This window comes from Paenibacillus sp. OAE614 (genome assembly GCF_040546645.1).
Classification (GTDB): Bacteria; Bacillota; Bacilli; order Paenibacillales; family Paenibacillaceae; genus Paenibacillus_AQ; species Paenibacillus_AQ favisporus.
The window spans coordinates 4,843,963-4,865,550 of the sequence record NZ_JBEPOD010000001.1 but is presented as its reverse complement, the minus strand read 5'-3'; the positions used below and the strand labels follow the sequence as shown (position 1 = coordinate 4,865,550).

Below are 21,588 nucleotides of genomic sequence, written 5' to 3'. Positions count from 1 at the left end.
CGGACCCGAAGTCCGTACCCGCCTTCCGAAGAAAGCGCAGATGACGTTAGCCTTAGTTCACTCTATATTAGTTGCGCGCATCCTTTACTTACCACGGCTTTATTGGAGTGAAACAATTAAATTATGAAATCATTGGTAAATAACTTGCTTGGATACAGCCCCGCCGGAAGGGAGGCCTATCGGATCAGCCCTAGCGGATAAGCCTGTGGATAGGAGGAGAGAAATACGGCTCCGCTTCAATTGTTACATATTGACAACCCTTCTTCATCCGCTGACAATAGGGACAGACCAAGTAACGGAAAGGGGAAGAAAACATGCAGGATAGTAACCTACCTGGATCACCCGAGCTTGTCACGTTCGGAGAAAGCATGGGGCTGTTCACGGCGCAGGATTCCCGCGGCCTGGAGTATGCTTCCACCTTACATAAATCCTTTGGCGGAGCGGAGAGCAATGTGGCCATTGGTGTCGCCCGTCTGGGTCACACCTCAGGCTGGTTCGGGGCGCTGGGAAAGGATCCTCTCGGGGACATGATTTACAAGTCAATCCGCGGCGAAGGCGTGGACGTGTCGCAAACGGTCCGCGGCGTTGACGCGCCAACAGGCATGATGATCCGTGAAAATACGGCGGGCCGCACATCGGTATACTATTACCGGAAAGGCTCCGCGGCAAGCCGGATGCAGCCGGATCAGCTGAATGCTTCCTATATTGCCGGGGCCAAAATTTTGCACGTGACCGGCATTACGGCGGCGATCAGCCCGTCCGGACTGGCCTGCGTCGAAGCGGCTATAGACATCGCCGCGGCAGCCGGAGTCAAAATCAGCTTTGACCCCAATCTCCGCCTGAAGCTGTGGAGCCTGGAAGAGGCGCGGGGCGTGCTGCTGCGTCTGGCCGAAAAGGCGGATTATTTTTTACCGGGCCTCGACGAGTTGAAGCTGCTGTACGATACGGACGATGACGCGGCGATTTTTGCAAGCCTTTCCAAACTGAAAGCCGTATCGATCGTCAAAGGCGGTCCTGACCTGACTTATGTGCTGGAGCAGGGGAACGTAACGGAGGTTCCGTACTTCAAAGCCGACAATGTACTGGATACGGTCGGAGCGGGTGACGGCTTCTGTGCCGGCTTTATCGCCGGGCTATTGAAGGGCGAAAGCGCCGTTGAAGCGACCCGTCTGGGGAATCTAACCGGATCCATGGTTATTCAGGCCGTGGGTGATTGGGAAGCGCTTCCGACATGGGAGCAGGTCGAGGCGAAGCTCGGCAACAAGGCGCATATCGAGAGATAAGGTGAGAGGTGCAGGGGTACTCTGGAAATAGACATCTTTCAGGCTTTTCCATATAATGAACACAAAGGAGCGGTCATTGTGAAAAAAATCCAGCTTTTGCAAAAAATTATCGATAACGGCGTCGTTGCCGTTCTGCGCGGAGATTCGGCCGATCAGGTGTTTGACATGGCGGAGGCGGCGATTGCCGGCGGGATCAAGGTCATCGAGGTTACGCTGACCGTGCCGGGAGCGCTGCATGCGATCGAGAAGCTCAGCCGGATGTACAGCTGGGAGACGAGCGACCCGGACAAATTCGCCATCATCGGAGCGGGAACGGTACTGGAGCCTCAGACGGCGCGCGCTTCCATCATGGCCGGAGCCCAATTTGTCGTCGGTCCTTCACTGAATCCCGACACGGTTAAGCTGTGCAATTTGTACCGTGTGCCGATTCTGCCTGGCGTCATGACGATCGCTGAAGTGCAGCAGGCACTCGAGCTCGGGGTCGACATCGTGAAGCTGTTCCCTGGCAGCCTGTACGATCCGTCCATCATCAAGACGATGAAGGGGCCTCTGCCTCAAGCAGACTTTATGCCGACAGGCGGCGTATCGTTGTCCAATCTCGGCGACTGGATCAAAGGCGGGGCGGTGGCTGTGGGCATCGGCTCGGACCTGACCAACGAGGCTGTGAAGACTGGGGATTTAAGCCATGTCCGCACGAAAGCGGAGCAGTACATGGAGGCTTACCGCAAGGCAAAGGCGGAGCTGTAAGCCGGCCGGAATGTTGTGAGCGGAATCATTGTATCATAAGTAAAACCCAAGCATTGTGAATCAAACCCGATCGTAACGGGTACTACACCATACAGCCTGCCGTCCCGCATGTGGAGGCGGGCTGGTCCATTATTCCATATGAAGCGAGAAGCCGCGGATCGGATCAAAAGGACCAACACTTGTGGAGGTGCACCATATCGTGCAGAACATAGATACGCTTGCCTCTTGGATTGAACAAAGCGGCAATATCGTTTTTTTCGGTGGAGCGGGAACGTCGACGGAAAGCGGCATTCCCGACTTCCGTTCCGCCGCCGGGCTGTATCAGACCGAACAGCATCTGCCATACCCGCCGGAGCAAATGCTGAGCCGGTCCTTTTTTATGAAGCTTCCCGAGGTGTTCTTTGATTTTTACCGCAGCAAAATGCTGCACCCCGATGCGGCCCCGAACGGCTGCCACCGGATGCTGGCCAAGCTGGAGCAAGCCGGCAAGCTGAAGGCTGTCGTAACCCAGAACATTGACGGATTGCATCAGAAGGCGGGAAGCAAAGAGGTGCTGGAGCTGCACGGTTCTGTTCACCGGAACTACTGCATGGGCTGCGGGGCGTTTTACGACCTGGAGCACATCATGGCGACGAACAAGCTCGTTCCGCGCTGCCCGAGCTGCAGCGGGATCATCAAGCCCGACGTCGTCCTGTACGAGGAACCGCTGGACCAGCAGGTGCTCTTTGGTGCGGTGGAGGCGATCTCCCAGGCGGATCTGCTCATCATCGGCGGCACCTCCCTGACGGTTCAGCCGGCAGCGGACCTGGTGTCCTATTTTCAAGGAAGCCGCACCGTCCTCCTGAATATGGACCCCACTCCATATGACCGCAAAGCGGATCTGTTGATCGCTGATAAAATCGGGGAAGTGATGGAGCAGGTGGAGCGGAAACTGGGTATTTAATGGGTGGCAGATGTTCATAGCGCGGTAAGCGTGGTAACAGCTTAGTCCATCCCTTTTTAACAGGAAGGATATCAGCCGGGACCTCCAGCCCGTGTAATCGGTTTCTTGTCAAATGCCTTGCCGAGGATTTATGATGGTTCTAGTAGTCTATTAACCGTGAGAGAGAAGGGCGGATATCAATGGCATATACACCAAGCGAATCACGTTATGAAGAGATGACTTATAACCGCTGTGGCCGTTCGGGACTGAAGCTCCCGGCCATTTCGCTGGGACTCTGGCATAATTTTGGCGGAATCAATACGTACGAAAATGCGCGGAATATGATCACCCGCTCGTTTGATTTAGGAATTACCCACTTTGATCTGGCGAACAACTACGGTCCTCCACCAGGCTCGGCGGAAGAAACGTTTGGCCGGATTCTGGCCCAAGACCTGAAGAGCCACCGGGATGAATTGATTATCTCGTCCAAAGCCGGGTATTTCATGTGGCCCGGTCCTTACGGGGAGTGGGGATCACGCAAGTACCTCGTCTCCAGCCTGGATCAAAGCTTAAAGCGGATGGGTCTCGATTACGTCGACATTTTTTATTCGCACCGCTTTGACCCGGATACTCCACTGGAAGAAACGATGATGGCTCTTGACCATATTGTGCGCTCCGGTAAAGCGCTGTACGTCGGCATTTCGAATTATTCGGCGGAGCAGACGGCGGAAGCCGCCGCGATCCTGAAGCAGCTGGGAACGCCGCTCTTGATCCACCAGCCAAGCTATTCCATGCTGAACCGCTGGATCGAGAACGGCCTGCAGGACGTGCTGGATGAGCAGGGGATCGGCACGATTGCCTTTACCCCGCTGGCTCAAGGGCTGCTGACGAACAAATACCTGAACGGCATTCCGGAAGATTCGCGTGCTGCGAGCCCGTCGGTCTTCCTGAACGAGAGCAACATTACGCCGGATGTGCTTCGCAAAATTCGGGCGCTGAACCAGCTTGCCGCCGCACGCGGCCAAAGCCTGGCCCAACTGGCGCTGGCCTGGGTGCTGCGCGGAGGGCGCGTGACTTCAGCCCTGATCGGAGCCAGCCGCGTCAGCCAGATCGAAGACAACGTGGCTGCACTGAAGAATCAGGAATTCAGCAAGGAAGAGCTGGACCGGATCGAAGCGATTTTGAAGACGGAAAGCGAATCCTGATCCTGTGGATATCCTGCGGATCGATGAGAGGCAAATTCCGGTGACGGAAACTTAAGTCCATATTAGCGACCATCCTCGATTAACCCGTTAACACGGATAACTCGATTGCGGTTGACCTTGCGCGTATATCAGTTGTATGACCGGCTTGGATTAACTTTCCGCACAACTTACGCGTTACGCGGAATAACTCACTTGTCTGGCTCTTAATCGGAATAACCCGCTTATCATGGGCCTAACTCACAATAACCCGCTTGTCTGCCAGAGGGCAGGGCATGCGGGTTATTGTGTGCCTTGGCGCTTAGGATCCGCGCTGCGAGTCCGGCCGGGCGGAAGCGACAAGGTCCGGAGCCGTTACGACGGCACGGTACGCCGTCGGGGACTGCCCGCACAGCCGCTTGAATTGGCGGGAAAAATACAGGGCGTCCGTCAGCCCGACGGAGGCGGCCACCTGCTCGATTGACAGCTCTGGCCGTTCGCGCAGCAGCTGGCGCGACTTATCGATGCGGAGCTTAAGCAAATAGGTCACTGGCGAGCATCCTGTTTCCTTCTTGAATATCCGCGACAGATAAGCCCGGTTATAACCGAGGCTGTCGCACATTTGCTCAATGGAGACCGGATGGGCGTACTGTGCTGACATGTAGTGGATCATCTGCTTGACGGTCCGCTGCACCTGCGATTCCGTTCCCGTCAGCCGGGAATGGCTGGACAGGATATTCTGCGCTTCCGAGAAGATCAGGTACAGATAGCCGAGCGACGCCAGATCGGCGCTTTCCTGCTTCGTATAGAACGCTTCCTGCATCCGTTCAATGGAGCCGGGGATCATGGTGTCCCCGTCGGTAAAGAGCACCGGATGCAGCGGGTCGAAGCCGGCGTTCGCCAGGAGACCCTGCGCCTCTCTGCCGGAGAAGGCGGTCCAGCGGTACCGCCAAGGCTCGCCGGCGTCGGAGGCGTAGCTGACCAGCTGGCCGGGATGAATGAGAAAGCAGCTCCCTTGTCCGAGCTCATAGGTGCGCTGCTCGGTTCGGAACGTCCCTTTTCCCTCTTCTACATAATGAAGCAGATAGTAATCATAAATTTTTGGCCCGACGGCATGCACGGGCCTGGTCTGGCTCTCTCCCGCAAACAGCACGTGCAGCGGGCCGTCGTCATGATAGACGGGGTTTGAAGCAACGGAGTAGGTCTCCTGCGGAATCATGGATTCATCGATCCTTTCACAGACATCAAAATAAATGCGGTCCTTCTTACACCATTATATTCCCCAAGGTCACATAAATCCATATCCAGTCAACATAATTGCATTAACGCGGACAGGAAGTCCTTTTATAATGAAAGAGCAGAACCATAAGGAAAGGATGGGTGCATATCCCTATGACATCGGAAACTTTATTACAGCAATTCATGACGAAATACGGTGACAGCAGCGAGGAAGTACGTGTGTTTCATGCTCCGGGCCGGGTTAACCTGATCGGGGAGCATATCGATTATAACGGAGGTTATGTCCTTCCCGCAGCGCTGGAGTTCGGCACGACGCTGCTCATTCGGGAGCGAGGGGACGATGTGATTCAGCTGGCCTCCACAAATTTGCCTTATGAATACAAACTAGCCGTCAAGGAAATCGGCAGCCACAAAACGGGCGAGTGGGTGGATTATGCCGTCGGCGTCATGGTCGAGAACGCGAATATCGGCTGTCCGGTTACGAAAGGCTATGACATCCTCTATCACGGCGATATTCCGAACGGCGCCGGATTGTCTTCTTCCGCCTCGATCGAAGTGGTCACTTCGTATGCGCTGCAGTCGATGGAAGGCTGCAGTACGGATACGGTGCAGATTGCGCTCCTGTCGCAAAAGGCAGAAAACCAGTACGTCGGCGTCAACTGCGGCATCATGGACCAGTTCGCCGTCGCGAACGGGAAGAAGGACCACGCGATCCTGCTCATGTGCGACACGCTGGAATACAAGCATGTTCCGTTCCAGACCGGGGTCTACAAGCTGGTTATCAGCAATACGAACAAGCGCAGAGGCCTGGTGGATTCGGCTTACAACGAACGCCGCTCGCAGTGCGAAACGGCCCTGGCCCAGCTGCAGGCGAAGATGCCTTCACTTCAGTATTTGGCCGGCCTGACGCCGGATCAGTTCGAATCGCTGAAGGATGCTATCGCCGATGAGACGGTCGTAAGACGTGCCCGGCACGTGGTCGAAGAAAACCAGCGCGTGCTGGATTCAGTGGAAGCGTTGAAGCAGAACGATTTGCATACCTTCGGACAGCTGATGAACGCATCGCACGCATCGCTGCGTGACCTGTACGAGGTCAGCTGCGAAGAGCTGGACGTTATGGTCGAAGAAGCGCAGCGGATCGAAGGCACGCTGGGCTCGCGGATGACCGGAGCTGGCTTTGGCGGCTGCACCGTGTCGCTCGTGCATGAAGATGCGGTGGAACGGTTCATTCAGCAGGTCGGCGAAGCGTATCAGGCGAGAACGGGCCTCAAGGCCGATTTCTATGTGTGCAGCGCAGGCGACGGAGTCAAAGAACTGAAGGGGGATCACTAACATGGCTATTCTCGTAACGGGTGGAGCAGGATATATCGGGTCGCATACGGTAGCGGCTCTTCTGGAGCGCGGCGAGGAAGTAGTCGTGCTGGACAATTTGCAAACGGGGCACCGCGGGGCGCTGCTCGGCGGCAAGCTGTACGAAGGGGATTTGCGGGACAAGGAGCTGCTGGCGAAGCTGTTCGCCGAGAACGAGATCGACGCGGTGATCCATTTCGCTGCGAATTCTCTCGTGGGCGAAAGTATGCAGAAGCCGGTGAAGTACTATGATAACAACGTCTACGGCACGCTCTGCCTGCTGGAAGCGATGGACGCAGCGAACGTGCGCCGGATCGTCTTTTCCTCCACAGCGGCGACTTACGGTGAACCTGAACGCGTGCCGATTGTCGAGAGCGACCGTACGCAGCCTACGAACGTGTACGGGGAGACCAAATTGATGATGGAGCGTATGATGTCCTGGTTCGACCAGGTGCTCGGCATCAAATACGTAGCCTTGCGTTATTTCAATGCGGCCGGGGCGCATGACAGCGGCAAAATCGGCGAGGACCACCGTCCCGAAAGCCATCTCATTCCGCTGGTACTGCAAACCGCGCTGAAGCAGCGCGAGAGCATTGCCGTCTTCGGCGACGACTATCCGACGGCTGATGGATCCTGCGTCAGAGACTACATCCACGTGAGCGACCTGGCGGACGCGCACTTGCGGTCGGTCGATTATTTGCGTAAGGGTGAGGCCAGCAACGTGTTTAACCTGGGGATCGGGGAAGGCTTCTCCGTGAAGGAAGTGATCGAGACGGCCAAGAAAGTCACTGGGCTGGACATTCCGGTCGTCGTGCAGGCCCGCCGTGCCGGCGATCCCGCTGTGCTCGTTGCATCTTCTGAAAAAGCCCGCACCGTTCTCGGATGGAACCCTTCGCGCACCAAGCTGGAAGACATTATCGAGAGCGCCTGGAGCTGGCATCAAAGCCATCCTGACGGATACGGCAAAGAATAAGGGGGAAGCGCATTGAATTCACAAACTGACACCACGAATCCCTTGAAAGAGCAAGCCTTGCAGGCGATCGACCGCCTCGTGCGTTTCGCCCTGGATCACCGGCTCATTCAGGCTGAAGACGCCGACTATAGCCGCAACCTGCTGCTGGATCTGTTCGGCGCAAGCGAGCCTTCGCTGAGCGAAGCTGAGCCGGAGGCCGCGGACAGCCCGCAGCCGATGATCGACACGCTGCTGGATTACGCGTTTGAGATTGGACTGATGCCGGAAAACACCGACACCTACCGCGACCTGCTCGACGCCAAAATAATGGGCCTGCTCATGGCCCGGCCTTCGGAAGTGATCGCGGAATTTGAGCGCACGGCACGGGAGCGGGGAATCGAAGCGGCGACCGACCGGTTTTACCGGCTGTCGATCGATTCGAACTACATCCGGATGGACCGGGTCAGCAAAAACGTATACTGGACGTATCCGTCGGAATACGGCAACATCGAAATGACCATCAACTTGTCCAAGCCGGAGAAAAGTCCGAAGGAAATCGCCATGGCGAAGCTGCTGCCGCCACCGGTCTACCCCAAATGCCAGCTTTGCCGCGAGAATGTGGGCTATGCCGGCCGGGTCAACCATCCCGCACGCCAAAACCTGCGGATCATTCCGCTTGAGATGAACAACGAAAACTGGTTCTTCCAGTATTCGCCTTATGTGTACTACAACGAGCACTGCATCGTGTTCCACCACGATCACGTGCCGATGAAGCTGACGAAGGACAGCTTGCGTCGCCTGCTCGCTTTTGTAGACGTCTTCCCGCATTATTTTATCGGCTCGAATGCCGATCTGCCGATCGTGGGCGGGTCCATTCTAACCCACGACCACTTCCAGGGCGGGCGCCATACGTTCCCGATCCAGAACGCACCGAAGGAAGCATCCTTCGCTCACCCGCAGTTCCCGGGCGTCATAGTCAGCATCGTCAAATGGCCGATGTCTGTGCTGCGGCTTGCGTCGACGGACAGTGCCGTCCTGCTGGAATGCGCTGATTCCATCTACGAAGCCTGGAAGCAGTACAGCGATCCGGAAGCCGAGATTTATGCTTTTACAGAAGAAGGCGGGCAGCGGGTGCCGCATAACACGGTGACCCCGATCGTCCATCGGACGCCGGACGGCGCTTACGAAATGGACTTGGTGCTGCGCAACAACCGGACCAGCGAGGAGCATCCGGCGGGGATTTTCCATCCGCATGCCGAAATGCACCATATCAAGAAGGAAAACATCGGCCTCATTGAGGTGATGGGCCTGGCGATTCTGCCGGGACGGCTGAAGGAAGAGCTGGATCAGGTCGCGGATATTCTGTCCGGAAACCGCGGGCTGTATGAAGCGCTGCTTCAGGACGACAACCATCCGCTCCAGGTTCACAAACCGTGGATCACCCGACTGGTGGAAGAACAGGGCATGGAGCGGGACAAAGCTGCCGCCGAGGAATGGGTCCGCGAGGAGGTTGGACGCATTTTCGTGGAAATTTTGGGCCACGCCGGCGTCTATAAACGGACGGAGGCCGGGCAGCAGGCGTTCCGCCGCTTCCTTGCTGCGATGGGTTATACCGAGGCGTAATTTCTTATATCCGGGGGATGCGCCCCCTTCCTTACAAACCGCTTATTCCCTGCACGGGAAGGGCGGTTTGTTTCTTCTGCGGCCGGAGGGTTATAATATTTAGGGCAACTCATTACATCATGGAGGCGAATCCGACAATGAAAGCATTTGAATTTCATAACCCGACCAAGCTGATTTTCGGCCAAGGTCAGCTGGATAAATTAAAAACCGAAGTTCCGAAATACGGGAAAAAGGTGCTGCTGGTTTACGGCGGCGGAAGTATCAAGCGCTCCGGCCTGTACGACAACGTGCTTGCGCTGCTCAAGGAAATCGGCGCCGAGGTGACCGAGCTGGCGGGCGTAGAGCCGAATCCGCGCTTATCAACTGTACATAAAGGGGTGGACCTGTGCCGGACAAAAGGCATTGAGCTGATCCTTGCGGTTGGCGGCGGCAGCGTCCTGGACTGCTCCAAGGCGATTGCGGTCGGCGCCAAATACGACGGCGATATGTGGGACTTTGTGGAACGCAAAGCCGCTCCGCAGGCGGCCCTTCCTCTCGGCACTGTGCTGACGATGGCGGCGACGGGCTCGGAAATGAACGGCGGCTCGGTTATTACGAACGAGCAAACGAAAGAAAAGATGGGCTGGGGCAGCCCGCTTGCCTTCCCGGCATTTTCCATCCTGGATCCAGTGAACACGTATTCCCTGCCGAAAGACCAAACCGTTTACGGTATGGTAGACATGATGTCCCACGTGCTGGAGCATTACTTCCACCAGGAGACCAACACGCCGGTTCAGGACGGATTCTGCGAAACGGTCCTTCGTACCGTCATCGAAACCGCGCCGAAGCTGATTAACGATCTGGAAAACTACGAGTACCGTTCTACGATCATGTACTGCGGCACGATGGCGCTGAACGGGGTGCTGAACATGGGCATGTCCGGCGACTGGGCGACCCACAACATTGAACACGCCGTATCGGCCGTGTATGACATTCCGCATGGCGGCGGTTTGGCCATCCTGTTCCCGAACTGGATGAAATATAACCTGAGCGTGGATCCAAGCCGCTTCAAGCGCCTTGCCGTCAACGTGTTTAACGTGGATCCGGCCGGCAAGAGCGACGAGCAGGTCGGGGAAGAGGGCATCCAGGCGCTTCGCGATTTCTGGAGCTCCATCGGTGCGCCGGCCCGCCTTGCCGATTACGACATCGACGACAGCCAGATCGAAGTGATGGCTGAGAAGTCGGTCCGCTTCGGTCCGTTTGGCAACTTCCGCAAGTTGAACAAGGAAGACGTCATCGAAATTTACAAAATGTCGCTGTAAGCCGATAAGCGTTCCGTCAGCGACCGGAGAGCTGAAGCATACTTCTTTTCTCCGCCAATATAGCCAAGGGGCTTCCCATAAGGTCGATCCGACCCGGGAAAGCCCCTTTTTGCCGTTCCACATCTTTCCCGTGTCGAGGGTTCGGGTTGATGTTGCCTACCCCTAGGTCGCTGAATTCATGGCTTACTTTATGCCTCCTGAACCGGCTTGAGCCTCCCCGCCTTGTTTCTTGGGGCGGTTTCGCTGCACCCAATGAAGCCGGACCAACCAAATCGTCTTCATCATTCCCTTCAGTGCCAGAAGGATGGTTACGATCTTCAGCCAAAGGATGACGTCCGGCTGATAAATTTCTGCAATATGCCATAACCTGAGTCATGTTCAATATGAGCACAATACAAGTATAGTCCCGTCCTATGATCATTGTGCCCGTCCGGCATACTCGTTTTCGTAAATGCCCTGAACAAGTTCCAGCACCGGTTTGCCGGCTTCGGCATACTTCAACTCTGTGGGCTCGTTTTTCAACAGAAATACGCCGTTCAGGTTCTTGTGCTTGCCGAAAGCCGCTTCATACAGAAGCAAAGCGCCCTTTGAAGGAGGACTCATGACCAGCTTCATCGCTATTTTTATATACCAGGGCAGCCCGGAATCTTTTCCTTTCCGCATCGTATTGTTACCCCCTGGGTCGGCGCTGCGGATCGTCAAGCCTTCGGCGGCTGCCAAGGGGGCGATTTCGCGGGTCCACAGTGACAACGCCAGCTTGGAAGCGGCGTAGGGACCGAACAGCTTCTTGAACGTCCGCGGAGAGGCCAGCTCTGCCGGCTCGAAGGTGCGGACCATTTTCATCGCTGAGGACGACGTGTTGATGATCGTTTTGAAGGAACCTTGCTTTACCAAATCTTTCAGCTCCATGAAGATGATATAGGGAACTACGGTTTGCAGCTCGAAGTGCATCTCCCGTCCCTGCTTGGAATACGCAAGCTCAGGGAAGCTGCCTCCGGCGTTGTTAAACAGTACGTCGATTTTGTCCTCCTTGCTCTTGATCTCGTCCAGCGCCTGTTGTAAGGCGGAGAAATCGGCGAGATCGGCTTTATATAGACGAAGCTGCCGGTTGGCGAGAGCTTTCTGGATCAAGGTGTCGTCGCTGGGGAAAGCGGAACGGACCAAGGCAAGAACGGTCCAGCCTTCACCCAGCAGTCTGCGGGTCAGCTCCAGGCCGATGCCGTTGTTTCCCCCGGTAATCAGTGCAATTGAGTTGGTTTTCATATATGCCTCCTAGCAGATGAATAGGTTTTTGTATTTGCGGTAAAGCCACTCTACAACTTGTAGTCGGCTACAAGTCAATCCCCATTTTTCGAAAAACCTACCGGACTTGACCTGAAGTCAGCTCCAAGTTGTATGATGGTATGAACATACCAGAAACGAGAGGGAAGAAAGCTATGACTGATGCATATACGATCAAAGAAGCCGCGGAGCATACCGGCATCCCTGAAGAAACGATTCGCTATTACGAACGGATCGGGATTCTGCCGCGAGCAGAGCGCAAACCAAACCGCCACCGGGTGTACCGGCCAAAGGATTTGGAGACGATGAAGCTGGTCACCTGCCTGAAGAAGACAGGTATGCCGCTGGAGGAGATGAAGCCGTTTTTGAAATTGTCGGTCGGCGATGACATCAGCGAGCATCCGGAGCTGCACGATTTGATTTTGGAGCACCGGGCAAAAATCAGGGAACAGATGGACTCTCTTCAGCAGATCCTGGATTTCATTGATTCTCAGGTGATTGGAACAGCGCCTGAAGCGGAGTGTAGTTTGGCCGACCAGCCGAAACGATTCGGCTTCCTGAGCTTGAAACCGTGAGCCAGCCGGAAGAAAAAGGAGGATTTTGGCGGAAAATTCCCGGAATCCTAACGGAAAAGGAAAATTTTGAAACAATTTAGGCACTTCTAACGTATACCCTTATATAGACAGTCAGGAATTCGCGCAGGGGGGAACGGAGGATGGAAACGCTTTATTGGAGCTGCCTGGCAGGCGGGGTTATTTTTGCGGTGGTCAGCGTGGTGCTCGGCGATATTTTGAGCCATGCACTGGATGGGCTTCTCGATTTTTTGTCCGTTGACGTGTTGAAGCCGATGGTGATTGCGACGGCGGTGACCGTATTCGGAGGCGCAGGTATTCTGCTGCTGCGTTACACCAGTTTGCACCAGGGCTTAAGCGCACTCATTGCTGGAATCGGTGCCGTTGCTATGGCGGGTGTCGTCTATGTGGCGTATGTCAGGCCGATGGAGAACAGCGAGAATTCCACGGGATATTCCATCCGCGAGCTCGAAGGCCGCATCGGTGAAGTGACGATTCCCATTCCGCCGGAAGGGTACGGTGAGGTGATGGTGAGGCTGGGGGCAGGCAACACGCTGCACATCGCCTCCAGTCTGGAGCGCCTTCCGCTGCCCGCCGGAACCCGCGTCGTCGTCGTGGATGTGCTGGACGGCGTCCTGCGCGTGACCGGACTTGAAGAGAGAAAAGGAGATGTGGTTTGATGACAGTGCCTGAATACCTGGTAATACCGCTGATCGTCATAGGGGTAATCGTCGTGCTTGGTTTGGCATTCTGGGCCCGTTACAAAACGGTGGGACCGGATGAAGCCATGATCGTGACGGGATCGTTTCTGGGAAGCAAAAACATATCGGAGGATGAATCCGGACGGAAAATCAAAATCGTTCGGGGCGGAGGGGCTTTTATCCTGCCCGTCTTCCAGCAGTCGGAATTCATATCGCTGCTCTCCCACAAGCTGGATGTGTCTACGCCGGAGGTATACACGGAGCAGGGCGTGCCCGTCATCGCTGACGGCGTGGCCATCATCAAAGTAGGCGGCTCGATTGAGGACGTCGCGACCGCGGCCGAGCAGTTCATTGGCAAGCCGATCGAAGCCTTGAAGGGCGAGGCGCAGGAAGTGCTGGAAGGGCATCTGCGGGCCATTCTCGGTTCGATGACCGTGGAAGAGGTGTACCGGAACCGCGACAAATTCGCCCAGGAGGTTCAGGGCGTGGCGGCCAGAGATTTGAAAAAAATGGGCCTGCAGATCGTCTCCTTTACGATCAAGGACGTACGCGACAAGCAGGGGTACCTCGATGCGCTCGGCAAGCCGCGGATTGCAGCGGTGAAACGGGACGCGGAGATCGCCGAGGCGGAAGCGATGCGCGATGCGCGGATCCAGAAGGCGAACGCCGAGGAGCAGGGGCAGAAGGCCGAGTTGCTGCGCGATACGAATATCGCCGAAGCGACGAAGGCGAAGGAATTGAAGGTAGCTTCCTTTAAGAAGGAACAGGACACTGCCAAGGCGGAAGCCGACCAGGCGTATCACATACAGGAAGCCCGCGCCAAGCAGACGATGGTGGAAGAGCAGATGAAGGTAGAGCTCGTTCGCAAGGAGCGGGAGATCGACCTGCAGGAGAAGGAGATTCTGGTACGGCAGAAGCAGTATGATGCCGAAGTGAAGAAAAAAGCGGACGCCGACCGGTATGCAGTCGAAGTCGCGGCCGAAGCAGACAAGGCGAGAAAAATGCTGGAGGCCGAGGCGCTGCAGTACTCCATCGAAACCCAGGCGAAGGCATCGGCCGAACAAAAGCGGCTGGACGGCCAGGCCATTGCCGACGCAGAACGTGCCAAAGGTACCGCCGAGGCGGAAGTCATCCGCCTGCGTGGTCTTGCGGAAGCCGATGCGAAAGAGAAGCTGGCCGAAGCCTTCCAGAAGTTCGGCGAAGCGGCCATCCTCGATATTATCGTGAAAATGCTGCCGGACCTGGCGGGCAAAATCGCTGAGCCGATCGCTTCCATCGACAAGCTGACGGTGGTGGACACCGGCAAGGGAGAGGGCGCGGCACGTGTGAGCAATTATGTCACCGAGCTGATGTCAACGGCTCCGGAAATGCTCAAGAACGTGTCCGGCATCGACGTGGAGAGCCTCATCCAAGGCTTGACCGGACGGAAAACGCCTCCGGCTGCATCCGCGGCGCCTGCGGCCGCACAGCAGGATTTGGTTACCCTGGAAGCAGGGGCAACGAAGGAATAATAGAACTCTACGCGGGATAACCGGCGCTTCGCAAGCCGAATGATCGGCATGCGAAGCAGACGACGGGGTATCCCGATCCTCGATCAAACAGTAACAGAATGATAGCTTAAACGGCGGCTCGCTTTGGGTATTTTTCCAAAGTGAAGCCGCCGTTTTTTGTTTTAGGGGTTAACCATCAGCAAGGATTCACATTACAGCAGCAGTATCGCCGCACCCATCATCGGGGTGATGACCATGCATGTTTTCAGCCAACGGGCGGGAACACGCTTCGTAAACTTCGCCCCGACGTAAGAGCCGATCATCGTTCCGCACACCACCGCAATAAGCAGCCGGAAATCCAGGTACCCGATCGTAAAATAGCCTGCTCCGCCAGCCAGCGCGATCGGAATGATGACCATCATCGTCGTTCCTGCCGCATAGCGCATCGGCATGCCAAGCAGCAGCATGAGCCCCAGCTGGATGAACGGCGTGGAACCGATGCCGAACAGGCCGGACAGCATGCCGGTAACGACGCCGATCAGCAGCGCGAATGACCAATACCGCAGCCCCTTGGCGGCAGGCGGAGCCTGGTTAACGGTCGCACCCGGCCGACGCGAAACGACGGCCATCCGCAGCCACAAGGCGAGCCCCGAGGCGAACAGCATGCCGGAAGTCATCCAGCCCAGTTTATCCTCCGGAATGAGCGTTGACCAGCTGGAGCTGACCCACGCCCCCGCCGCTCCGGCCAAACCGACGACCGCGCCCGACTTCAGCAGCATATTTCCTTCGCGGTAATGGCTGACCGAACCGGAAAGGGACGAGAAGAACATCGCCGCCAGCGCGGTTCCCAGCGCGATATGAATCGGATATCCGAACACAACGGTCAAGATCGAAATGATAAAACCGGAGCCGCCCGCGCCCACGAAGCCCAGGAGCAGACCGAGCAGAATCATAACGGCAGAGATATCGATCAGCTTCATCGGCCCACCCTCCACACCTGATGGGGAACGCCGATTCCAGCCGGTTCCGGCAGGTCATCAGCAACGCGGCTGGCTGTGTCCAGCACCATGATGGCTGGTTTTGTCCCATAGACCGGCCATGCAGGCAGCGCATCGATATTGGGATCCCCGCTTCGTATGAACGCGACCCAGGCTTCCCGCATACTTCTTGCGAGCGGGTATTGCTCGGCGGGTACTGCGTACGGGTCGCCGGCTGCAAGGGCAGCTGGAGTCTGCGCTTCCGGATCCCAATGAATAAGGCTGCCCTCATAGCCGTGCGTCGCTCCGAGAGCGCCGCCAGCGCGAAGCCGGTACATCCATACCGGCGTTCCCGAGGAAGCGAGGGCCTGTGCGAACTGCACAGCTCCAATCGTGTACAGATGCTCGGTTAACGTTGTACACCATGCGTCGGTTGGGGACATCGCCTCGGCATAACGCTGAAAGGCATCCCATACAGCGGGAGCATGGCTTCCAAAAAATCTGTCGAGCGGTTCCATACTTGGGGACTGGAGCGTGGAATCGTCCCGGATGAAGATCGACGCTTCGTTTTCGTTCGTGCCGATCAGGAGCGGCGGCAGACCGGAACTGGCGGCAATCCCGGCCAAAGGGTCGAAGGGAATGACCCGGCCGTCCGCCACCGGGCCGAACATGTGCAGGCTGCGCGATGTATCCGATCCGACGGCGGACTGCGCTGCGATGAACTGCTCGAACGGAAGCTCCAGCAGCGGGCTTGGATCTGCACCGGACAAGCCCAGCTCTTCGAGGATCCGGAGGGTGGTGACGTTGGCGGTGCGCCGATCCCGGATCGCGTGGGTGGCGCCGCTTTGTGCCACGGCCCGGTGGAATAACCCGCGTGCCGCTTCCATGGCATAGAGCGAAGCGGTGCACTTGGCACCGGCGGAATTCCCGATAACAGTCACGCGGGCCGGATCGCCGCCAAAAGCGGAAATGTTACGCTGAACCCACTGCAGCGCGGCCGCAATATCGAGCAGACCGTTGTTTCCCGAGGCTGCATATTCCTCGCCCAGCACCTCGCCCAAGTAGAGGAAGCCAAACGCGCCAAGGCGGTAATTGATCGATACGTAGACGATGCCATCCTCCGCCGCGTGCCGCAAACCGTCGCAGTCCGCGCCGGTGCCCGACACGAATCCGCCACCATGAATATACACCAATACGGGCATCGATTCTTTTCCGCATCCCCGGGTCCACACGTTCAAATACAAACAATCTTCGGACTGTATACGTGTAGTCCCTCCTGAAGGATCGGTTTGCTGGGGGGCGAGCGGACCGAAGTGATCGCATTTTCTTACGCCGGGCCATGGATGCGGAGGCGCCGGAGGCAGGAATCTCCGTTTGCCCGTCGGCGGCGCTGCATAGGGAATGCCCCGAAATACATAGGCCCCTTGTAAAGGTACTCCTGAAACTTTGCCTGATGCGGTTTGTACGATCAAGGTGCTCGACTCCTATTCCTATTGATTTGTGAACTATTATAACTTGTTTATTCCATGAACTATAATATATATTGAATTATATTTATCATAACTTATAGGTTATTCTCGAGATCGAAAGAGGGATATGGAATGGAACTGCTGCAGCTAAAATATTTTCAGGTTGCCGCCCGGATGCAGCATATGACCCAGGCGGCCCGCAGCCTGCATATTTCGCAGCCGGCGCTCAGCAAAATGATCGCCTCGCTGGAAGCCGAGCTGGGGACGAAGCTGTTTGAGCGGGAGCCCAAAAGCATACGGCTGAACGAGCACGGCAAGTTATTTTTGCACCAGGTGGATATCGCTCTGCAGGCCCTTGAGGACGGCAAGCTGCAGCTGCAGGACCTCGGCGGCTCTGCTTCTCCCGCCGTCTCGCTCGACGTCCGCGTTTCCTCGCATTTACTGCCGGACCTGCTGGCCGATTTCCGCAAAGAATGCCCGGCCTCCGAGTTCCATTTGCTGCAGCATTCGACGTTCGAAGGGGCGGCGAGCTTCGATCTTTGCCTTTCTGACGGGGCTGAACTGCCGCCGGGAACAACGTCGCTTTCTTTGCTGGAAGAGGAAATTTTTGTTGCGGTTCCCGCAGACCATGCGCTCGCTGACCATACGCAAATCAGCTTGAAAGAGCTGAGGGAAGAGAGCTTCATCTCGCTGCCTCCGGGCAAATCGCTGCGCGAAACGACGGATGCTTTTTGCCGCCTAGCCGGTTTTACTCCGCGTATCCGGTTTGAGAGCGACGACCCGGCCATGGTTCGCGGTTTGATCCGGGCGGGTCAAGGCGTTGCTTTTCTGCCGGCTATTACTTGGGGCGGCTCAACCGGGCCGGACGTCGTTCTGCTGCGGCTCGAAGAAAGCTGGTGCAAACGCTCGATTGCCTTGTCCTGGCCGCAGGAACGGTATTTGACGCATACCGCTGCGCTATTTCGCGATTATGCCGTAAACTATTTTGCCAGGCTGTCTGCATCGCATGATCAAGATAGTGGCCGAGGCGATTAAAACAGGGAATGCACGGTTTCATGTCCGCTCGGTTTGACGAATCGGCCGATTTCTGATATTTTTTCTGTCTGTCAGAGATGATAAACTTATCAGGCGTCAGCAAACGAGGTGCATAGTGTGAGCAGTCTGCAAGTGAGCAAGGTGTTAAACAACAATGTCATCATTGCCGAGCATCCCCAGCACGGCGAGGTGGTGGTCATCGGCAAAGGGATCGGCTTTAATCGGAAGTCCGGGCAGGCCATTCCGCTGGCTGAGGTAGAGAAGATGTTTATTTTGACCAAGCCGGAGGAGCAGGAGCAGTACAAGCAGCTGCTGCCCCAGGTCGACGAGAAACTGATTGAAGCGGTCAACGAAATATTGCTGCATGCCGACCAGACAAGCACAGGGGCCTTGAACGAGCATGTCCATATCGCCCTGACGGATCACATCGCATTTGCGATCAAGCGCATGCAGCAGGGCATTCATATCCATAATCCCTTTTTGTACGAGACCAAAGAAATGTACCCCGAGGAGTTTCGAATGGCGGAGTTCGCCGTCCGGCTGATTCATCAGAAGCTTGGCGTGGACCTGGGTGAAGAGGAAGCCGGATTTATCGCCCTGCATATCCACGGCGCGCTGACCAACCAGCATATTTCCGAAGTGCGCAAGCATTCCGAGCTGATCAGCGATCTGGTCTACATCGTGGAGACGGAGATGGACTTCCGGGTCCCGCGGGATTCGCTGGACTACTCGCGCCTTATTACGCACCTCCGCTTTGCTTTGGAGCGAATCCGCAGAGGCGAGGCCGTAGAGGAAACAGACACGCTCGACGCCTTGATGCAGCGGGAATATCCGGATACTTACCGCCTTGCCCAAAAGCTGACCGGAGTGATGGAGGAGCGCCTCGGCCGGCCCGTATATCCGGCGGAAGTGGGATATCTGACGATCCATCTCCAGCGTCTGGTTCACAAAAAGCAAGGGCGCGTGGATTGATCGCGCGTGGCGTGTGGCGCCTTTGATCACGAATGGTACCGCCGCATTCGAATTGGAAGAAGCGTAGGGACTTTTTTGCGAATATCAAGCGCTTGCAACTTGGCGGGATGGGTGCTACAATACTGACTGTAATGAACCCAATTGAACATGCATACGTGTTACTGATACGATCAGGCATGAGTAAACCTGTAGATCTTGGTTGTTTTCCCCATTACTGGGGCAATCTAACGCTTAGCGGTAGAAACCAGGATCCCGAGCGGATACTCATGCCTTTTTGGTATTTACAAAATTTCAGCAGAAAGCAGGATGATCCTCATGCAGCAAACGTTTAAAATTATTGATGAAGACGGAATCCATGCGCGTCCGGCGACAGCGCTTGTCAATACAGCTACCAAATTCAAGGATACGGAGTGCTTTGCCGAATCCGGCGGGAAGAAGGTCACTTTAAAATCGATTTTGGGCGTTCTGTCTCTGGATCTGGAGCAGGGCGACATCATTTCGCTGATCGCGGAAGGCGGCGATGAGCGCGCAGCGCTGGAAGCGCTTGAGCAGGTTATGGTTGGCGAGGGGCTGGGCGAGATTCATGAATAAGATCAAGGGAATCGCGGCATCGGCGGGAATTGCGATCGCCCGCGCATTCATCTTGGAGCATCCGGATTACGCGGTAAGCCGCAAGCAGGCGGATGACGTTCAGTCCGAGCTTGCGAAGCTGGATGATGCGCTGGCCAAGTCGCGGGTAGAGCTTGAGGCCATCAAGGCGCGGACGCTGGCGGAATTGGGCGAGAAAAAAGCGGAAATTTTCGAGTCGCATCTGCTTATTTTAAGCGATCCGGAGCTTATTGACCCGGTGAAGGACAAAATCCGGAGCGAATCGGTCAATGCGGAATATGCCCTGGATGAGACGGCAGCGCAGTTCATCCGGATGTTCGAAAATATGAAAAGCGCTTATCTCCAGGAACGCGCCGCGGATATGCGGGACGTGACCAAGCGCATTCTGAAGCATCTGCTCGGCCTTCAATACGTGAGCCCGTCGGAGATCGATGAGGAAGTGATCGTGATCGCCGAGGACCTGACTCCATCGGACACGGCCGGCTTAAACCGCAAGTTCGTGAAAGGCTTTACGACGAATATCGGCGGTCGAACGTCGCACTCGGCCATCATGGCCCGTTCGCTCGAAATTCCGGCAGTTGTCGGCACGAAAAGCGTTCTAAGCTCCGTGCAGAGCGGTGAGCTGGTGATCGTGGACGGGATTGAAGGTGATGTCATCATTCATCCGACCGAAGAGGTGATCGCCGAGTACACGGCAAAGCAGCAGGCCTATGCGAAGCAGATGGAGGAGTGGAAGCAGCTCCGTACGGAACCGACCGTCTCGAAGGACGGGATTCATGTGGAGCTGGCGGCCAACATCGGTACGCCGAACGACGTGGCAGGCGTTCTTGACAACGGCGGCGAAGCGGTCGGATTGTACCGGACCGAGTTCCTCTACATGGGCCGCGACAAGCTGCCTTCGGAGAATGTGCAGTACAACGCCTACAAGACCGTGCTGGAGCAGATGGAAGGCAAGCCGGTGGTCGTGCGCACGCTGGACATCGGCGGCGACAAGGAGCTGCCTTACATGGACCTGCCGAAGGAGATGAATCCGTTTCTCGGATTCCGCGCGATTCGCCTCTGCCTGGATCGGCAGGACATCTTCCGGATCCAGCTGCGGACTCTGCTGCGGGCCAGCGTGCACGGCAACCTTCGCATCATGTTCCCGATGATCGCCACGCTTGCCGAGTTCCGGGCAGCCAAGGCCGTTCTTCTGGAAGAGAAGGACAAGCTGGCGGCCGAAGGCATCGCCGTCGCGGATGACATCCAGATCGGAATCATGGTCGAAATTCCGTCGACAGCCGTCCTGGCGGACGTATTCGCCAAGGAAGTGGATTTCTTCAGCATCGGCACCAATGACCTGATCCAGTACACGATGGCGGCCGATCGGATGAACGAACAGGTATCGTACCTGTATCAGCCCTATAATCCGGCGATCCTTCGTCTGGTCAAAATGGTCATCGACGCCGCGCACCGCGAGGGCAAATGGGTCGGCATGTGCGGCGAAATGGCCGGGGACGCCGTGGCCATCCCGATTCTGCTCGGCCTCGGGCTCGACGAGTTCAGCATGAGCGCCTCGTCCATTCTTCCGGCGCGCAGTCAGATCTCCAAGCTGTCCCGGGCGGACATGGAGCGGCTCGCCGAACAGGCGCTGCAGCTCGGCACGGCGGAGGAAGTGACGCAGCTGGTGCAGAGCCTTCAGTAGTGGATGGTTCTGCTGGTGACCAGCGGGATTTAGAAAGGCATCATGATTTATAAGCCTTAGTTATCAAACTGAGCTTAGTTAAGCTTTGCACGCATAACGCATATCTTTATCCGAGCTTGGCCGGTATTCTTCGGAATGCCGGCCTTTTTTCATGTGGGTATGTCTCCGGTTTACAGAAGTACATAAAAAAGAACACCCTC

The 21,588-nt window shown here is 56.4% G+C and carries 19 protein-coding genes; 15 read left to right on the top strand and 4 right to left on the bottom strand.

Going from position 1 to position 21,588, the window contains the following annotated elements; genetic code table 11:
• The first annotated feature begins 314 nt into the window (after positions 1-314).
• The 4 genes from ABIE48_RS22445 to mgrA all read left to right on the top strand — a co-directional run bounded on the left by ABIE48_RS22445 (position 315) and on the right by mgrA (position 4,157).
• The gene (locus ABIE48_RS22445; protein WP_145023339.1) at positions 315-1,283 is read left to right on the top strand and encodes a sugar kinase; all 969 of its coding nucleotides are present in this window, start codon (positions 315-317) and stop codon (positions 1,281-1,283) included.
• A gap of 78 nt (positions 1,284-1,361) precedes the next feature.
• Entirely contained in the window at positions 1,362-2,030 is a 669-nt protein-coding gene (locus ABIE48_RS22440) for a bifunctional 2-keto-4-hydroxyglutarate aldolase/2-keto-3-deoxy-6-phosphogluconate aldolase (protein WP_116229394.1), read from the top strand.
• Between the two features lie 199 nt (positions 2,031-2,229).
• Positions 2,230-2,973, top strand: a complete 744-nt coding sequence (locus tag ABIE48_RS22435; RefSeq protein ID WP_076169657.1) for an NAD-dependent protein deacylase — start codon at positions 2,230-2,232, stop codon at positions 2,971-2,973.
• 179 nt (positions 2,974-3,152) lie between these two features.
• On the top strand, positions 3,153-4,157 hold the full coding sequence (gene mgrA / locus ABIE48_RS22430; RefSeq protein ID WP_192715786.1) for an L-glyceraldehyde 3-phosphate reductase: 1,005 nt from the start codon (positions 3,153-3,155) through the stop codon (positions 4,155-4,157).
• Positions 4,158-4,455: 298 nt separating this feature from the next.
• On the opposite strand, the gene ABIE48_RS22425 is transcribed toward mgrA, so the two are convergent.
• Complete coding sequence (locus tag ABIE48_RS22425; RefSeq protein ID WP_105444416.1) at positions 4,456-5,352, bottom strand: AraC family transcriptional regulator; 897 nt, start codon at positions 5,350-5,352, stop codon at positions 4,456-4,458.
• Between the two features lie 173 nt (positions 5,353-5,525).
• Between ABIE48_RS22425 and ABIE48_RS22420 the strand changes: the two genes are divergently transcribed.
• The 4 genes from ABIE48_RS22420 (at position 5,526) to ABIE48_RS22405 (ending at position 10,598) form a co-directional block, all read left to right on the top strand.
• Positions 5,526-6,704, top strand: a complete 1,179-nt coding sequence (locus ABIE48_RS22420; RefSeq protein ID WP_076169660.1) for a galactokinase — start codon at positions 5,526-5,528, stop codon at positions 6,702-6,704.
• A 1-nt stretch (position 6,705) separates the two neighbouring features.
• Positions 6,706-7,695, top strand: a complete 990-nt coding sequence (gene galE / locus ABIE48_RS22415) for a UDP-glucose 4-epimerase GalE (RefSeq protein WP_145023345.1) — start codon at positions 6,706-6,708, stop codon at positions 7,693-7,695.
• 12 nt (positions 7,696-7,707) lie between these two features.
• A complete protein-coding gene (locus tag ABIE48_RS22410) occupies positions 7,708-9,297 on the top strand; it encodes a UDP-glucose--hexose-1-phosphate uridylyltransferase (protein ID WP_145023347.1) in 1,590 nt (529 codons plus the stop codon).
• A 137-nt stretch (positions 9,298-9,434) separates the two neighbouring features.
• Complete coding sequence (locus ABIE48_RS22405) at positions 9,435-10,598, top strand: iron-containing alcohol dehydrogenase (protein ID WP_145023349.1); 1,164 nt, start codon at positions 9,435-9,437, stop codon at positions 10,596-10,598.
• Positions 10,599-11,015: 417 nt separating this feature from the next.
• Here the strand turns inward: ABIE48_RS22405 and ABIE48_RS22400 are convergent, their stop codons facing one another.
• Entirely contained in the window at positions 11,016-11,861 is an 846-nt protein-coding gene (locus ABIE48_RS22400; protein ID WP_192715785.1) for an SDR family NAD(P)-dependent oxidoreductase, read from the bottom strand.
• A gap of 173 nt (positions 11,862-12,034) precedes the next feature.
• Here ABIE48_RS22400 and ABIE48_RS22395 point away from each other — a divergent pair, with 173 nt between their 5' ends.
• The 3 genes from ABIE48_RS22395 to ABIE48_RS22385 all read left to right on the top strand — a co-directional run bounded on the left by ABIE48_RS22395 (position 12,035) and on the right by ABIE48_RS22385 (position 14,663).
• A complete protein-coding gene (locus tag ABIE48_RS22395) occupies positions 12,035-12,454 on the top strand; it encodes a MerR family transcriptional regulator (protein WP_192715784.1) in 420 nt (139 codons plus the stop codon).
• A 140-nt stretch (positions 12,455-12,594) separates the two neighbouring features.
• The gene (locus ABIE48_RS22390; RefSeq protein WP_145023355.1) at positions 12,595-13,131 is read left to right on the top strand and encodes an NfeD family membrane protein; all 537 of its coding nucleotides are present in this window, start codon (positions 12,595-12,597) and stop codon (positions 13,129-13,131) included.
• Positions 13,131-14,663: a flotillin lipid rafts scaffold protein FloT gene (locus ABIE48_RS22385; RefSeq protein ID WP_260866871.1), complete on the top strand. Its 1,533-nt coding sequence runs from the start codon at positions 13,131-13,133 to the stop codon at positions 14,661-14,663. The genes ABIE48_RS22390 and ABIE48_RS22385 overlap by 1 nt, the downstream gene beginning before the upstream one ends.
• A gap of 191 nt (positions 14,664-14,854) precedes the next feature.
• Here the strand turns inward: ABIE48_RS22385 and ABIE48_RS22380 are convergent, their stop codons facing one another.
• Positions 14,855-15,622: a sulfite exporter TauE/SafE family protein gene (locus ABIE48_RS22380; protein WP_192715783.1), complete on the bottom strand. Its 768-nt coding sequence runs from the start codon at positions 15,620-15,622 to the stop codon at positions 14,855-14,857.
• Complete coding sequence (locus ABIE48_RS22375) at positions 15,619-17,091, bottom strand: carboxylesterase/lipase family protein (protein ID WP_192715782.1); 1,473 nt, start codon at positions 17,089-17,091, stop codon at positions 15,619-15,621. Before ABIE48_RS22375 ends, ABIE48_RS22380 begins: the two co-directional genes overlap by 4 nt.
• Before the next feature lie 129 nt (positions 17,092-17,220).
• Between ABIE48_RS22375 and ABIE48_RS22370 the strand changes: the two genes are divergently transcribed.
• From ABIE48_RS22370 to ptsP, 4 genes are all read left to right on the top strand, one after another.
• The gene (locus tag ABIE48_RS22370) at positions 17,221-18,123 is read left to right on the top strand and encodes a LysR family transcriptional regulator (RefSeq protein WP_192715781.1); all 903 of its coding nucleotides are present in this window, start codon (positions 17,221-17,223) and stop codon (positions 18,121-18,123) included.
• Between the two features lie 117 nt (positions 18,124-18,240).
• Entirely contained in the window at positions 18,241-19,095 is an 855-nt protein-coding gene (gene glcT, locus ABIE48_RS22365; protein WP_192715780.1) for a glucose PTS transporter transcription antiterminator GlcT, read from the top strand.
• Between the two features lie 315 nt (positions 19,096-19,410).
• A complete protein-coding gene (locus tag ABIE48_RS22360) occupies positions 19,411-19,686 on the top strand; it encodes an HPr family phosphocarrier protein (RefSeq protein WP_076169674.1) in 276 nt (91 codons plus the stop codon).
• A complete protein-coding gene (ptsP, locus tag ABIE48_RS22355; RefSeq protein WP_192715779.1) occupies positions 19,679-21,388 on the top strand; it encodes a phosphoenolpyruvate--protein phosphotransferase in 1,710 nt (569 codons plus the stop codon). The genes ABIE48_RS22360 and ptsP overlap by 8 nt, the downstream gene beginning before the upstream one ends.
• Positions 21,389-21,588: the final 200 nt, after the last annotated feature.

What these genes read in the sequence shown, in the direction of transcription:
- ABIE48_RS22445 (WP_145023339.1), top strand. Translation starts at nt 315, where the DNA reads ATGCAGGATAGTAACCTACCTGGATCACCCGAGCTTGTCACGTTCGGA.
- mgrA (WP_192715786.1), top strand. Translation starts at nt 3,153, where the DNA reads ATGGCATATACACCAAGCGAATCACGTTATGAAGAGATGACTTATAAC.
- ABIE48_RS22425 (WP_105444416.1), bottom strand. Translation starts at nt 5,352, where the DNA reads ATGATTCCGCAGGAGACCTACTCCGTTGCTTCAAACCCCGTCTATCAT.
- ABIE48_RS22420 (WP_076169660.1), top strand. Translation starts at nt 5,526, where the DNA reads ATGACATCGGAAACTTTATTACAGCAATTCATGACGAAATACGGTGAC.
- galE (WP_145023345.1), top strand. Translation starts at nt 6,706, where the DNA reads ATGGCTATTCTCGTAACGGGTGGAGCAGGATATATCGGGTCGCATACG.
- ABIE48_RS22405 (WP_145023349.1), top strand. Translation starts at nt 9,435, where the DNA reads ATGAAAGCATTTGAATTTCATAACCCGACCAAGCTGATTTTCGGCCAA.
- ABIE48_RS22400 (WP_192715785.1), bottom strand. Translation starts at nt 11,861, where the DNA reads ATGAAAACCAACTCAATTGCACTGATTACCGGGGGAAACAACGGCATC.
- ABIE48_RS22395 (WP_192715784.1), top strand. Translation starts at nt 12,035, where the DNA reads ATGACTGATGCATATACGATCAAAGAAGCCGCGGAGCATACCGGCATC.
- ABIE48_RS22390 (WP_145023355.1), top strand. Translation starts at nt 12,595, where the DNA reads ATGGAAACGCTTTATTGGAGCTGCCTGGCAGGCGGGGTTATTTTTGCG.
- ABIE48_RS22385 (WP_260866871.1), top strand. Translation starts at nt 13,131, where the DNA reads ATGACAGTGCCTGAATACCTGGTAATACCGCTGATCGTCATAGGGGTA.
- ABIE48_RS22380 (WP_192715783.1), bottom strand. Translation starts at nt 15,622, where the DNA reads ATGAAGCTGATCGATATCTCTGCCGTTATGATTCTGCTCGGTCTGCTC.
- ABIE48_RS22370 (WP_192715781.1), top strand. Translation starts at nt 17,221, where the DNA reads ATGGAACTGCTGCAGCTAAAATATTTTCAGGTTGCCGCCCGGATGCAG.
- ABIE48_RS22360 (WP_076169674.1), top strand. Translation starts at nt 19,411, where the DNA reads ATGCAGCAAACGTTTAAAATTATTGATGAAGACGGAATCCATGCGCGT.
- ptsP (WP_192715779.1), top strand. Translation starts at nt 19,679, where the DNA reads ATGAATAAGATCAAGGGAATCGCGGCATCGGCGGGAATTGCGATCGCC.